Here is a 12998-nt window from a genome sequence, read left to right as displayed (position 1 = left end):
TGCGCAAGACAATGACCGCCGGATTTGCCGCAAGCGCAAGACCTGCGGGGTTCGACCTCATGTCTCTGCAGTGTCGGATGCAGTGTCGGATGCAGTGTCGGAGTCGCGCTGGTGGCCGCGGCGCGCGTCGCGGTCGAAGATGCCCAAGATCTCGCACGGCCCGCCCTCGGCGCCGATGGCGTGCGGCATCATCGTCGGGAATTCGGCGGCCTGGTTGGCCTCCAGGCGGAAGCGCCGGTGGCCCAGCATGAGGATCGCCGTGCCGGACAGGACGACGAGCCATTCCCGGCCCGGGTGGGCGCGCATCCGGGCGGGATTGTCGGGCGGCGGCTCGGTCATGCGCTGACGCATCACGGTCATGCCGGGATCGGCCTTGATCGGCCAGCGCATCAGGCCGTGGGCGCCGTCGATCATCGGGCTGGTGACGACGTCGTCCGTGGCCGTCTCGACCAGTTGGTCGAGGGAGGTGTCCAGGGCGCGGGCGAGGGTGACGAGCTGGTCCAGGGCGAGGCGGCGCTGGCCGTTCTCGATGCGGCTCAGCGAGGACTGGCTGAGCCTGGCCCGGTTGGCCAGCTCCTCCAGCGACCAGCCCTGGGCGACCCGCAGGGCGCGGACGCGCTTGCGTACGAGGCTGTCCAGGTCTTCATCTTCTTGCTTCATAGGCAACATCCTATGCCTTGAGGGCAAGGCGAGGCTAACGTCGCCCGCAGACGGCCCGGATCCGCCGGGCCCGTGCACAAAGGAGAGCCGAGGACATGCCCGCGCACACGAGCGTCCCGCTGCCGGCCGGCACCGTCGATGTCGTGGTCATCGGCGGCGGCGCGGCGGGCCTGAACGGCGCGCTGATGCTCGCCCGCTCCCGCCGCTCGGTCGTCGTGATCGACAGCGGCACCCCACGCAATGCCCCGGCCGAGGCCGTGCACGGCTTCATCGTGCTGGACGGCACGCCGCCCTTCGAACTGCTCGAACGAGGCCGGGAGCAGGTACGCCACTATGGCGGCCGCGTCGTCTCCGGCGAGGTGATCGCGGCCGAGCCGGCCACCCCGTCGACCGGCGGCGACCCGCGCTTCGTGGTCACCCTGGCCGGCGGCCGGACGGTGACGGCGCGCCGCCTGCTGGTGGCCACCGGGCTGGGGGACGTGCTGCCCGACATACCAGGCCTTGCCCGGCACTGGGGGAGCAAGGTGGTGCACTGCCCGTACTGCCACGGCTGGGAGGTACGCGACGAGCCCATCGGCGTCCTCGCCACCGGCCCCGCCTCGGTCCACCACGCGCTGCTGTTCCGCCAGCTCACCGACGACCTGATCTACTTCACCCGCGGCACCGGCCTCGACGCGAGCACCCGCGCCCGCTTCGCCGCCCGCGACATCGCCGTCGTCGACCCCCCGGTGCGGGAGGTCGCGACCGGCGCGGACGGGTCTCTCGCCGGAGTGGTCTTGGCCGACGGCACGCTCGTGCCCCGGCGCGTTCTGGCCGTCGTCACCGTGACGCGGGCCCGTACCGACGGCCTGGACGGTCTGAACCTGCCGATGGAGGACCTGCCCGGCGCCATGGGCCGCCGCTTCGCCGCCGGCCTGGCCGGCGCCACCGACGTGCCGGGGGTGTGGGTGGCCGGCAACGCCACCGACCCGATGGCCCAGGTGGGCGCCGCCGCCGCGGCCGGCGCACTGGCCGGTGCGCACATCAACGCCCTGCTTGCCGACGCGGACACCGCCGCGGCGGCCCTTTCAGAGAGGAACGCATGAGCACCGACCAGCCCGTACAGGGGGAGCCCGCCGCGCCGAGCGGCGGGGGAGCACCGGACGCGCGTCAGCTGCGCACGATCCTGATCGCCGTCTGTGTCGCGTTGATGGCGGTCATCGCCTCGGTGACCGGCCTGAACGTGGCCCAGCCGGACATGGCCGTCGAGTTCGGCGCCGCACAGACCACCATCCTGTGGATCATCAACGTCTACACCCTCACCCTGGCCGCCCTGCTGCTTCCGCTCGGCGCGATCGGCGACCGGCTGGGCCGCAAACCCATGTTGATCACCGGACTGATCGTCTTCGGGGTCGCCGGTGCCCTGGCGGGCCTGGCCCCGTCCGCCGACGTCATGATCATCGCCCGTGTGCTCAGCGGGGTGGGCGCTGCGATGATCATGCCGATCACGCTGGCCGTGATCACCTCGACGTTCCCCGCCGAGCAGCGTGGCAAGGCGATCGGCGTGTGGACCGGCGTCGCCGGAGGCGGCGGCATCATCGGCATGTTCCTGTCCGCGCTGCTCGTGGACGCGGCGCACTGGCGGTGGCTGTTCCTGCTGCCCGTCGTGCTGGTCGTCGTCTCGCTCGGCATGATGCGGTCCGTGCCGGACTCGCGCGAGCACTCCGGCCACTCCTTCGACGCCGTGGGGGCGCTGGCCTCCGTCGTCGCCGTGGTGGGTCTCATCTTCGTGCTCCAGGAAGGCCCGGAACGCGGCTGGAGCGACCCGGTCACCCTGGCCGCCCTCGTCGCCGGTCTGGTGGCCCTGATCTTCTTCGTGGCCTGGGAACTGCGCCGGGGGGATGCGTCCCTCCTGGATGTACGGCTCTTCCGCGAGCGCGCCCTGAGCGGCGGTTCGGTCACCCTGCTGGTGGTCTTCGGCGTCCAGGCGGGCGTCTTCGTGGTGCTCTTCCCGTTCCTGCAAGCCGTGCTCGGCTGGTCGGGGCTGCTGTCCACGCTGGCGATGATGCCCATGGCCGTGCTCATGATGATGACGTCCGGCCTGGCGCCCAAACTGGCCGCGCATATCGGTGCCCGCTCCACCATGGCAGTGGGGATCGTGCTGTTCGGTGCCGGTCTGGCCCTCATGGCCGGCGTCGTCTCGGTCGAGGGCGGCTACCTGTCCATCCTGCCCGGCATGCTGGCCATGGGCACCGGCATGGGCCTGGCGATGACCCCCTCCACCGAGGCCATCACGGGTTCGCTGCCGCGTGAGAAGCAGGGGGTCGCCTCCGCGCTCAACGACATCACCCGCGAGTTCGGCACCGCGCTCGGCGTCGCCCTGCTCGGCGCGCTCCTGGCGAACGGCTACCGCGGCGCCATCGACGACAGGCTCGGCGGCGTCCCCCAGGGCGTGGCGGACGTGGCACGCCAGGGCGTCGCCAACGCCATCGAGGTCGCGGGCACCGCCGGGCCCCACGCGCGGGCGCTGGCCGAGGCCGCGCGGCAGTCGTTCGTGGACGGCTGGCAGCAGGCCATGTGGGCGGGGGTCGTCGTCATGGGTGTCCTGTTCGTCTACACCGTCGCACGCGGCGGGCTTCCCGCAGCGGTGGACCAGGAGAAGACCCGCGAGGACCGACAGCCGCAGGTGCCCGCGTAAGGGCCTTCCGGTGGTCAGCCCTCGCCCGCGATCAGGGCCTTCACGTCCGCGGCCGTCACCCGCTTGCCTCCGAAGGCCCAGTCGCCGCTCTTGACCTCCTCGATGATGACCAGGGTGAGGGAGCGCAGGTTCTCGCCCTCGATCGTGACCATCGCGTCGGTCAGCTTCTCCACCATCTCGGCCTTCTGCTCGTCGCTGAACACGCCCTCGATGAGCTTCACGTTGATGAGTGGCATGGGGTCCCCCTCCCCGTTGGTGCGGACATGCCCCTGCGCGAACTGGACAAACACCGTGAAAGGAAATCTACAATGTAAAGGCGGCTGGTTGGTGCATTCCAATCCCCCCTGTACAAAAACCAAACCTCCGCCACGACTGCGAACCGTTCTAAGGTGGCGGAGGTGATGGGATCGGCGGCGGGCGCGCGGACGCAGGAGCAGGTGCGGCAGCGGAACCTGAGCGAGGTGCTGCGCCGCGTGCATCGGGACGGCATGGTGTCGCGGGCCGCGCTGGGCCGCTGGATGGGCCTCAACCGCAGCACCATCATGGACCTGACCGCGGAGCTTGCGGCGGCCGGGCTGGTCAGGGAGGGGGTTCCGGTCGGGCGGGGGCAGGCGGGCCGGCCGTCCATCGTGGTGATGCCCGAGCAGGGCACGCTGTACGGGCTCGCCTTCGATGTCGCGGTGGACCGGCTGGTGGCGGCGCGGGTCGGGCTCGGCGGCCGGATCCTGGAGCGGCGTGAGGCGGTGCGGGCCCGGGCCGGGGTGGATCTGGAGGACGTGGTCGGGGTGCTGGCCGCTTTCGGTCGTGAGCTGGTGGCCGGGGCCGGCTCTGGGGCGTTGTGCGTGGGTGTGGGGGCGTCGTACTGCGGGTTGATCAGGCGGGCCGACGGCATGGTGCGGTACGGGCCGCATCTGGGGTGGGTGGATCAGGCGTTCGGTGCTGAGCTGGCTGCCGGGCTGGGGCTGGGGTTGCCGGTCGAGGTGGGGAACGAGGCGCATCTGGGGGCGATCGCGGAACATGTGCGCGGGGCGGGGACCGAGGTCGATGACCTGATCTACCTGCACGGGGATGTGGGGGTGGGCGGGGGGATCATCGTCGGCGGTGAGTTGCTGGACGGCGACGGCGGTTACGGCTGTGAGCTCGGGCACATGCTGGTGAATCCGTTCGACGGGCGGCCGTGTCTGTGCGGGTCGCGGGGGTGTCTTGAGGCGGAGGTGGGGGAGGGGGCGTTGCTGGACTACGCGGGGCGGTCGGGTGAGCTGGTGGGCCGGGAGGGCATCCGGGCGGTGGTCGCTCTGGCCGGGGCGGGTGATGTTCGTGCGCGGGAGGCGCTGGATCGGGTGGGGGATTGGCTGGGTGTGGGGGTGGTGAATCTCATCAATCTGTTCAACCCGGCGCTGGTGGTTTTCGGGGGGATGTTGCGGGATGTGTATCCGGGGGCGGCGTCGTGTGTGCGGGCGCGGATCGACGCGCATGTTCTGCCGGTGTCGCGGGAGCGGGTGCGGTTGGCGGTGACGGCTCTGGGTGATGACACGACGCTGGCCGGGGCCGCGGAGCTCGCTTTCGCGAGTCTGCTGGATGATCCCGTCAATACGCTGGCGGCTCTGCGCTGACGACGTTTACGGCGTGGGGGTGACGAGTCCCGTCCGGTAGGCGATGACGACGAGCTGGGCGCGGTCGCGTGCGCCGAGTTTCGCCATGGCGCGGCTGACGTGGGTGCGTGCGGTGGCCGGGCTGAGGAACAGTTCGGCGCCGATCTCGTGGTTGCTGAGGCCGTGGCCGACGAGGGTGAGTACTTCGCGTTCTCGTTCGGTGAGTACGGCGAGCTGGTTCTGTGCGCTTTGGGCGATTCTGCGTTGGGTGGCGAACTGGCCGATGAGGCGCCGGGTGATGCGGGGCGCGAGCAGGGCTTCTCCGGCGGCGATCACGCGTATGGCGTGCAGGAGTTCGGCGGGGCCCGCGTCTTTGAGCAGGAATCCGCTGGCGCCGGCTTGCAGGGCGTCGAAGACGTACTCGTCGGTGTCGTAGGTGGTGAGGATGAGGATGCGGACCTGTTCCAGGCCGGGGGTGGTGGCGATCTGGGCGGTGGCCTGGATTCCGTCGAGCTTGGGCATGCGGATGTCCATGAGGACGACGTGGGGGCGGGTGGCGCGGGCCTGGTCGACGGCTTGGGCGCCGTTGACGGCCTCTCCGACGACGGTGATGTCGTCTTCGAGGTCGAGCAGGACCTTGAATCCTGAGCGTACGAGCCCTTCGTCGTCGGCGAGCAGCACCTTGATCGGGGAGCCGGCCGCGGTGGCGTTCATCGGTGGCTCCCGGTGAGGGGGAGTCGTGCTCTGACCTGGAATCCGCCGTCCGGTAGTGGTCCCGCGTCGAGTTCGCCGCCCAGCAGCCGGCAGCGTTCGCGCATGCCGAGGATGCCGCGGCCGGGTGGTGTGCTGGCGGTTTCCGCGTCGTTTGGACGGGGAGTGGGAGTGGTGCGGCCTTCGTCGGTGATGCGGATCTCGACGGCGTCGGTGCCGGGATGCAGGGTCACGGTCACGCGGGTGGGGCCGGCGTGGCGGACCACGTTGGTGATGGATTCCTGCACGATGCGGTAGGCGGCGTTGCTGATCGTGCTGGGCAGCGGCGCCGGGGGCGGGGCGATGTCGATGGTGCAGTCGAGTCCGGCTTCGCGGGCTTTGGTGGCCAGTTCGTCGATCTGTTCGAGTCTGGGGTACGGCGCGCGCGGGCCGTCGTCGTCGGTGTCGTCGTCGCGGAGGACGCCGAGGATGGCGCGCATTTCGCGCAGCGCGCGGGAGCTGGTCTGCTCGATGGCGCGGAGTGCCTCGCGGGCCAGGTCCGGGCGTTTGCCGAGGACGTGCGCGGTGACGCCGGACTGGACGTTGATGATCGCGATGGCGTGGGCGACGGTGTCGTGGACCTCGCGGGCGATGCGGAGCCGTTCGGCGTCGACGCGGGCTCGTGCCTCCTCCTCGCGGGTGTGTTCGGCGAGTTCGGCGCGTTGTTGTGCTTCGGCCGCGATGACGTGCCTGGATCGGATGGATTCGCCCAGGGCGGCGCTCATGACGGATGCGCCGATCCGGAAGTAGACCCAGCCGATGGCGGCGCGTGGTTCGATGTCGGCCGCGGCGATCAGCCAGACGACGGCGAGGATGAGGGTGCCGGCGCCGGCGATGAGGAGTGAGCGGCGTCCGTCGCCGTAGGCGGCGAGGGTGTAGAGGGCGACGAAGAGTCCGAGCCAGCCGGGGCCGTCGGGGAAGCCGAGGGTGTAGTAGGCCAGGCTGATGAGTGCGGTGGTGAGGAAGACCGGCACCGGCCAGCGGCGGCGGACGGCGATGACCGCTCCGCCGGCGATCAGCAGGAGGTATCCGAGGTTTCCGAGGTCGGTGAGGGGGCGCTCGATCGGTTCGCCGGCGTTGCGCACGATCGTGCCCTGGACCTGCATCACGGTGATGAAGAGCGCGAGCAGCGTCTCCTGCGCCGGCACCGGCAGGCGCAACGTGACGGCGCGTGCTTTCATGCGTCGATCCTACGGTTCCCCAGGTGCGGGGCCCTGCGTCCGGAGGCGTGATCGCCGTACGACGTGGGGCGTACCGGGGGGTGGGGCGTGTACGTGGAAGCGCGTAGCGGCTGCCGTCCGCCGGCGGAGGCGGCGGCTGCTCGGGTGGGGCGACGATCGGTGGTGTGCGGCCCTTGCCGGGGCCGGCGCTCGTGCGGAGTTGTCTGGGCCGCGTGGCCGTGCTGGTTCGTGACGGTTGGCCGTGGTTGGTCCTGGTCGCGGGCGTCCGTCGTTCGATCGAGAGGATTCTCATGTCCGTCCGAGTTCTGTCTTCCGTGGCCGACGTGTTCGGGGCGGTGGGGCCGGCCGCGCAGGAGGCGGCTCATGTGCTGGTGGAGCCCGTCGGGGCTTATGCCATGACCGCCGGGCGGCTGTGGTCGGTGGTGGGTGCGCTGGTGGGGCTGGCCGGGGTCGTCGTCGGGGGGCTGGCGCTGGCCCGTTCCGTCCGGCGGGTCGGTCACGGCGGGAGGAGGGGAGCCGTCGTGGCCTTGGTGGCGGGGCTGGCCGGGGCGGGCGTCGGCGGGATGGTCGTGGCCGCCGCTGAGGGGGGTCCCGGGACGGGTTACGGGATCGTCGGGGGTTACGTGGCCCTGGTCGTCGGGGTGGTCGCCATGGTGCTGGGCGCGCTGGTGGTGCTGATCGCCCGCCGCACTGCCCGACCCGGTGTGGCGGGAGCGCGCCGCACCATCTGACCAGCCTGACCCGGTGGTGTGACGGGGATCGCCGCACCACCTGACCAGCCTGACCCGGTGGTGTGACGGGAACGCGCCGCACCACCTCACCGGGCGGAAGACCTGGCCGCCGCCGGTGACGCGCGCACGGGCCTGGGGTTCAGCGGGCTCGCTCGACGCGGGCTTCGTCCCAGACCGGTTCGTCGCTCTCGTAGACGGTTCCGTCGGCGCCGAAGATGAGGAAACGGTCGAAGTCGGCGGCGAACCAGCGGTCGTGGGTGACGGCCAGCACGGTGCCGGCGAAGGACGCGAGGCCCTGTTGCAGGGCTTCGGCGCTGGCCAGGTCGAGGTTGTCGGTGGGTTCGTCGAGCAGCAGCAGTGTCGCGCCCGACAGTTCCAGCAGCAGGATCTGCAGCCGCGCCTGCTGCCCGCCGGACAAGGTCTCGAACCGCTGCTGGGCGGCTGGGGCGAGTTCGTAGCGGGCGAGCGCGGCCATGGCCTCGTTGAGTGTGAGGGCATGCTCTGTGGTCACCAACTCGGCGGGGGTGCGGCCGTGCAGGTCGGGCCGGGCGTGGGTCTGGACGAAGTGGCCGGGCGTGACCCGGGCGCCCAGTCGTACGGAACCGGTGTGGCGTACCGAGGCGGCAGCGCCGTCCGTTGCCTCGGCCAGGAGCCGGAGGAAGTGCGATTTGCCGGAACCGTTGGAGCCGAGGACGCCCACGCGCTCGCCGTACCAGATCTCGGTGTCGAACGGCCGCATCAGACCGGTCAGTTCCAGTGCCTCGCAGGTGATGGCGCGTTTGCCGGTCCGGCCGCCGCGCAGCCGCATCCGTACGTTCTGCCGTTTGGGCGGGCGTTCGGGCGGGCCGGCTTCCTCGAACCGCGCCAGCCGGGTACGGGCGGCCCGGTAGGCGGAGGCGACGGCGTCGTTGTTGGCCGCGGTCTGCCGGAGGGTCTGCACCAGGCGTCTCAGCTTGGAGTGCTCCTCGTCCCAGCGCCGGCGCCGTTCCTCCAGCCGATCGATGCGATTCTGGCGGCCCTGGGCGTAGGTGGCGAAGCCCGCGCCGTGGACCCAGGCGCCGCGCGCTTCCACGGTCACGATGCGGTCCGTGGCGTTGGCCAGCAGTTGCCGGTCGTGGGAGACGAGCAGCACGGTCTTAGACGTGGCGCGTAGCTGCTCCTCCAGCCATTGCTTGGCGGGCACGTCGAGGTAGTTGTCCGGTTCGTCCAGCAGCAGGACCTGATCGGGCCCGCGCAGCAGGGCCTCCAGGACGATGCGCTTCTGCTCGCCGCCGGACAGAGTGCCGACCGGGCGCTGCCTGACCGCGTCGTAGGGCAGGCCCAGGGCCGCGGTCGCGCAGGTGTCCCACACGACCTCCATGTCGTAGCCGCCGGCGTCGCTGTAGTCGCTGATCGCCTGCGCATAGGCCAGTTGCGTGGTCTCGTCGTCGTGTTCCGCCAGCGCCGACTCCGCCCGTTCCAGCTTCGCGGCGGTGGTGCGGACCTGGACGGGTGCGACGGACAGCAGCAGATCGTGCAGGGTCCGGTCGTCTCGTACGCTGCCGATGAACTGCCGCATCACCCCCAGCCCGCCTGAGCCGGTCACCCGGCCGTCGTCCTGCCGCAGATCTCCGGCGATGAGCCGCAGCAGGGTGGTCTTGCCCGCGCCGTTGGGCCCCACCAGTCCTGCCTTGACGCCGTCGCCGATACGGAACGAGACCTCGTGCAGCAGGAGTCGCCCGTCCGGCAGCACGTACGTGAGCCGGTCCACCTCGACATGTCCCGCCACCGTTTTCCTCCCTGCGGGCCATTCTGGATCGTTGTTCGAGCGACTGAACCATTGATCCGGTGCTCGATCACCATACTAGACTCGGTTCTGCGACGACGAGGAGGACGGATTGGCAGCGAAGCGCTCGGGATCAGCGGGAGACGTGTGGCTGCGCCCGGCCGCGCGGGCGGCGCGTGAAGCGCCGCCACTCAGTCGCGACCGGATCGTCGCGGAGGCCATCGCGCTCCTGGACGAGGAAGGCGCCGACCGGCTGACCATGCGGCGGCTCGCCGAACGCCTCGGCACGGGTTCCACGACGCTGTACTGGCACGTGAAGACCAAGGACGACGTCCTGGACCTCGCCCTCGACGCGATCTTCGCAGCGGTGGAGATCCCGGGCGAAGTCGACACTGAAGGCAGTGCCAGTGCCAGTGCCAGTGCCAGCGCCAGTGGCGGTGGTGGAGGCGGGGGCGGGGGCGCAGACCGAGGTGCCGGGGGCGGCGGCGGGCGCGCGGGTGGAGGTGCCGCTAGGGACTGGCGTGCTGGCAGGGACTGGCGTGCCGACATCACCGCGCTGATCACCGGATGGCATGCCGTCCTGCTGGCACATCCCTGGTCGGCGGCGCTGCTCGGCCGTCCGATGCTGGGCCCCAATGTGCTCGCCCGCAGCGAGTTCCTGTACGCCACCCTCGTGGCGGCCGGCGTCACCGAGCCGCACCTGACCGCCGCGGCGTACGGATTGTCCAACTACGTCATCGGTTCCGCGCTCATGCAGGCAACTTGGACGGTCCGGGAGCACGGCGCGCAACAAGCCGCCCGGGAGCACTTCCGCGCCAGTAGTGACCGCTATCCCGTCCTCGCCGCCCACGGCCCGCTCGCGGAGGACGGCGACTGGGACGGCAGCTTCACCATCGGCCTCACCTGGCTCCTCGACGGTATCCAGACCGCCGCAGTCAGTGCCGCCGACAGGGCTGCTACGGAGCTGTAGCTCAAGCCCACCCGCACAACAACGGGGATCCCCCCGCAGCGCCCCTGCGTGAGCGCGGCGGATCACTCTGTCTCAGCCGGCCGAATATTCGAACTCGTCCTCGATATTCGCTCTTGCCACACCGATCCAATGAAATTCGCACTGCTGCTGTTCGACCCCGAGGGCTATTGGGAGTCGGTCTCCGGCGAGGAGATGGAGGCGGCGCCGGCCGAGCACGCCGCCTTCGCCCAATGCCTGAGCGACCAGCGCATCGCGTACTCCGCGCAGGCGGTGAAACCGGCGAGCGAGGCCAGGACGCTGCGCCCGTCCCCTCAGGGGCCGGTCTCCGCCACTGGGCCGTTCGTGGCGCTGGATGAGGACTTGGCGGGCTTCTACGTCATCGAATGCGCCGACCTGGACGAAGCCGAAAAGATCGCCCGCCACTGCCCCATGGGAGCGGGCATCGAAATCCGGCCGGTATGGGACGCGCCATCCTGACCACCAAGCACGAGACTCACGGTCAGGACGGTCAGGCGGCCGGCGGCAAGGGTATCGAGCGTGGTGAAGCGTTTCCGGATGACCGCCCTGGGGCTGGCATGGAGGTTGACGCGGGCGGCGATCACGGCGGGCGGTTGGCTGAACGTGGCGTGACCAGTCCGGCCTCGTAGGCGGCGATGACGAGCTGGGCCCGGTCGCGGGCGTTGAGCTTGGCCAGCAGGCGGCCGATATGCGTCTTCACGGTCCCGGGACTCACCTTGAGCTGTGTGCTGAGCTCCGCGTTGGACAGCCCGTGGGCGACGAGGGTGAGCACCTCGCGCTCGCGGTCCGTCAACGAGTCGAGCCCGCGAAAGGCCTGCTGGAGCGGCCGGTGCACGAACTCCGCGATCAGCCGGGTGGTAACGGTCGGCGCGAGCAGCGTCTCACCCGACGCCACCACTCGAATCGCCTTCAACAGGTCGTCCGGAGGCGCGTCCTTGAGCAGGAACCCGCTGGCACCCGCGCGCAGTGCCGCGTATACGTACTCGTCGAGGTCGAACGTGGTCAGGATGAGCACCCGGGTGTCCCCGGCGATCTGCCCGGTCGCGGCGATGCCGTCCATCTCGGGCATTCTGACGTCCATGAGCACCACGTCCGGTGCTTTCGTACGAGCGAGCGCCACCGCCTCTCGCCCGTCGCCCGCCTCCCCGACCACGGTGAGATCGTCCTCGGAGTCGATCAGCAGCCGGAAACTGCCGCGCAGGAGCGCCTGATCGTCGGCGATGAGCACCCGAATCACAAGCCTCCCCCTACCGTGCCCACCCAGACCACACTCCTCTCGACCGACCCCACCCCAACCTGGTCGGGACGCTGAATCGAACCCATCCCGACCAGGCCAGGGAGCTCGATCGGGCCCATCCCAACCGCCTCCATCCTGACTCGGCCCGGGCGCCCAACCGCACCCACCCCGCCCGCGCCGACTGCGCCCACGCCAACCTGGCCTATCTCCACCTGGCCTATCTCCACCTGGCCTACCTCGACCCGGCCCACCGCGAGCGGCTCGGTCCAACCGCACCCACTTCGGCCCGGCCCACCTCGGCCCGATCCGGTCCAACCGATCCGTCTCGACCGGCAGCAACCCCGACCGCACCCACCCCGTCCTGGCCCGGCCCAACCAGGCATGGCGCAACCGCACTCACCTCTTCCGCGATCAACCCGACCGGCCCCAGTCCGATTGGACCAGCCCGACCGGGGTCGGCTCGGTCGTCGGTCGCCCGGTTCGGACTCGCCGGACCCGCTCTCTCCGGCTCACGCTCCTGATCCTCGTCATCGCGTTCATCATGACCGATCCGCGCCCGCCACTCGCGCCACGCCGAAGCTCTCTCGGAACGCCGGCCCTACACACGTCCCCGCGCTGGTCCGGAGCGCCCGGCCATACGAGTCCCACCTGCCGCTGCGGCGTTCTGGCTTACGGACCCGCTGCCCGAGCACGCGGTGCATCGCCGGAACGCCCGGTGCCGTGCACGGAACCTCCACCGAGTGGGGATGAGAGAAATCTCAGTCGGAGTCAGGGGATCTCCCATGACGCGTGCACGCCGAACCCCCTTCCCGGCAGTGGGCCGGCCTCGAAGGTGCCGCCGTACAGCAGGGCCCGTTCGCGCATTCCCGCCAGACCCTGCCCGCCCGGCCGCCCCGGCAGCGGCCGTTGCCCGGGACCGTCGTCGACCACGGAGATGCGCAGCCGCCCCTCCTCGGCCGACACGCTGACCCGGCAGCGGGCCGGAGCGGCGTGCTTGACGACGTTGGTGATCGCCTCCTGGACGATGCGGTAGACGGCCGGGGCCATGCTGTCGGGCACGGCTCCGTTCACCGACAGGTCGACCCGCACGCCGGCCTCCGCCGCCTGCTGCGCCAGGGACGGCAGGTCGGCGAGCCGGGGGAGCGGTGTCGTGTCGGGTGTGCCGCCGGGAGTACGCAGCGCGCCGAGAACCTGGCGGATCTCGGTGAGCGAGCCGCGCCCGATCTCCTCGATGGCCCGTAAGGCGTTGCGCCCTTCCTCCGGGTGTTTGTCCAGGACCTTCGCCGCCACCCCGGCTTTGACGGTGATCAGGCTCATCGAATGGGCGACGACGTCGTGCAGTTCGCGGGCGATCCGCAGGCGTTCGTCGGCCGCCGCCCGCTCGGCCTGCCCGCCACCGACCGCTCCGAGTGGGACG

At 70.9% G+C, this 12998-nt stretch carries 13 protein-coding genes; 6 read left to right on the top strand and 7 right to left on the bottom strand.

Annotated elements, in window-relative coordinates; genetic code table 11:
- Positions 1 to 57: 57 nt before the first annotated feature.
- Entirely contained in the window at positions 58 to 660 is a 603-nt protein-coding gene (locus tag ABFX54_RS23080; protein WP_346107911.1) for a helix-turn-helix domain-containing protein, read from the bottom strand.
- 95 nt (positions 661 to 755) lie between these two features.
- On the opposite strand from ABFX54_RS23080, the gene ABFX54_RS23075 reads away from it, so the two are divergent.
- Positions 756 to 1745, top strand: a complete 990-nt coding sequence (locus ABFX54_RS23075) for an NAD(P)/FAD-dependent oxidoreductase (protein ID WP_346107909.1) — start codon at positions 756 to 758, stop codon at positions 1743 to 1745.
- Entirely contained in the window at positions 1742 to 3337 is a 1596-nt protein-coding gene (locus ABFX54_RS23070) for an MFS transporter (protein ID WP_346107907.1), read from the top strand. Before ABFX54_RS23075 ends, ABFX54_RS23070 begins: the two co-directional genes overlap by 4 nt.
- A gap of 14 nt (positions 3338 to 3351) precedes the next feature.
- Here ABFX54_RS23070 and ABFX54_RS23065 read toward each other — a convergent pair whose 3' ends face one another.
- Positions 3352 to 3573 carry a tautomerase family protein gene (locus ABFX54_RS23065; RefSeq protein WP_346107905.1) on the bottom strand — a complete coding sequence of 74 codons (222 nt, stop codon included), beginning with the start codon at positions 3571 to 3573 and terminating at the stop codon, positions 3352 to 3354.
- A gap of 165 nt (positions 3574 to 3738) precedes the next feature.
- On the opposite strand from ABFX54_RS23065, the gene ABFX54_RS23060 reads away from it, so the two are divergent.
- The gene (locus tag ABFX54_RS23060; RefSeq protein ID WP_346107965.1) at positions 3739 to 4950 is read left to right on the top strand and encodes an ROK family protein; all 1212 of its coding nucleotides are present in this window, start codon (positions 3739 to 3741) and stop codon (positions 4948 to 4950) included.
- A 6-nt stretch (positions 4951 to 4956) separates the two neighbouring features.
- Here ABFX54_RS23060 and ABFX54_RS23055 read toward each other — a convergent pair whose 3' ends face one another.
- Both ABFX54_RS23055 and ABFX54_RS23050 read right to left on the bottom strand, forming a co-directional pair.
- Complete coding sequence (locus tag ABFX54_RS23055; protein WP_346107903.1) at positions 4957 to 5643, bottom strand: response regulator transcription factor; 687 nt, start codon at positions 5641 to 5643, stop codon at positions 4957 to 4959.
- Positions 5640 to 6860, bottom strand: coding sequence for a sensor histidine kinase (locus tag ABFX54_RS23050; RefSeq protein ID WP_346107901.1), 1221 nt, complete (start codon positions 6858 to 6860; stop codon positions 5640 to 5642). The genes ABFX54_RS23055 and ABFX54_RS23050 overlap by 4 nt, the downstream gene beginning before the upstream one ends.
- Positions 6861 to 7150: 290 nt before the next feature.
- On the opposite strand from ABFX54_RS23050, the gene ABFX54_RS23045 reads away from it, so the two are divergent.
- Positions 7151 to 7591 (top strand): DUF6223 family protein, encoded by a 441-nt coding sequence (locus tag ABFX54_RS23045; protein ID WP_346107899.1) that lies wholly within the window; start codon positions 7151 to 7153, stop codon positions 7589 to 7591.
- A gap of 139 nt (positions 7592 to 7730) precedes the next feature.
- Here ABFX54_RS23045 and ABFX54_RS23040 read toward each other — a convergent pair whose 3' ends face one another.
- Positions 7731 to 9359, bottom strand: coding sequence for an ABC-F family ATP-binding cassette domain-containing protein (locus ABFX54_RS23040; RefSeq protein WP_346107897.1), 1629 nt, complete (start codon positions 9357 to 9359; stop codon positions 7731 to 7733).
- 109 nt (positions 9360 to 9468) lie between these two features.
- Between ABFX54_RS23040 and ABFX54_RS23035 the strand changes: the two genes are divergently transcribed.
- A complete protein-coding gene (locus ABFX54_RS23035) occupies positions 9469 to 10326 on the top strand; it encodes a TetR/AcrR family transcriptional regulator C-terminal domain-containing protein (protein WP_346107895.1) in 858 nt (285 codons plus the stop codon).
- A gap of 129 nt (positions 10327 to 10455) precedes the next feature.
- Positions 10456 to 10803, top strand: a complete 348-nt coding sequence (locus tag ABFX54_RS23030) for a YciI family protein (protein WP_346107893.1) — start codon at positions 10456 to 10458, stop codon at positions 10801 to 10803.
- A gap of 121 nt (positions 10804 to 10924) precedes the next feature.
- On the opposite strand, the gene ABFX54_RS23025 is transcribed toward ABFX54_RS23030, so the two are convergent.
- The gene (locus ABFX54_RS23025) at positions 10925 to 11581 is read right to left on the bottom strand and encodes a response regulator (RefSeq protein ID WP_346107891.1); all 657 of its coding nucleotides are present in this window, start codon (positions 11579 to 11581) and stop codon (positions 10925 to 10927) included.
- Between the two features lie 768 nt (positions 11582 to 12349).
- On the bottom strand, positions 12350 to 12998 hold a 649-nt coding region (locus ABFX54_RS23020; protein WP_346107889.1), incomplete at its 5' end, for a sensor histidine kinase.

This window comes from Nonomuraea maheshkhaliensis, from assembly GCF_039529435.1.
GTDB classification, from domain to species: Bacteria; Actinomycetota; Actinomycetes; order Streptosporangiales; family Streptosporangiaceae; genus Nonomuraea; species Nonomuraea maheshkhaliensis.
Note: the sequence above shows the minus strand (reverse complement) of the source record. Positions and strands in the feature narration are given on the sequence as shown.

Coding starts and splice junctions, on each gene's coding strand:
- ABFX54_RS23080 (WP_346107911.1), bottom strand. CDS start 660: ATGAAGCAAGAAGATGAAGACCTGGACAGCCTCGTACGCAAGCGCGTC.
- ABFX54_RS23070 (WP_346107907.1), top strand. CDS start 1,742: ATGAGCACCGACCAGCCCGTACAGGGGGAGCCCGCCGCGCCGAGCGGC.
- ABFX54_RS23075 (WP_346107909.1), top strand. CDS start 756: ATGCCCGCGCACACGAGCGTCCCGCTGCCGGCCGGCACCGTCGATGTC.
- ABFX54_RS23030 (WP_346107893.1), top strand. CDS start 10,456: ATGAAATTCGCACTGCTGCTGTTCGACCCCGAGGGCTATTGGGAGTCG.
- ABFX54_RS23050 (WP_346107901.1), bottom strand. CDS start 6,860: ATGAAAGCACGCGCCGTCACGTTGCGCCTGCCGGTGCCGGCGCAGGAG.
- ABFX54_RS23045 (WP_346107899.1), top strand. CDS start 7,151: ATGTCCGTCCGAGTTCTGTCTTCCGTGGCCGACGTGTTCGGGGCGGTG.
- ABFX54_RS23055 (WP_346107903.1), bottom strand. CDS start 5,643: ATGAACGCCACCGCGGCCGGCTCCCCGATCAAGGTGCTGCTCGCCGAC.
- ABFX54_RS23060 (WP_346107965.1), top strand. CDS start 3,739: ATGGGATCGGCGGCGGGCGCGCGGACGCAGGAGCAGGTGCGGCAGCGG.
- ABFX54_RS23065 (WP_346107905.1), bottom strand. CDS start 3,573: ATGCCACTCATCAACGTGAAGCTCATCGAGGGCGTGTTCAGCGACGAG.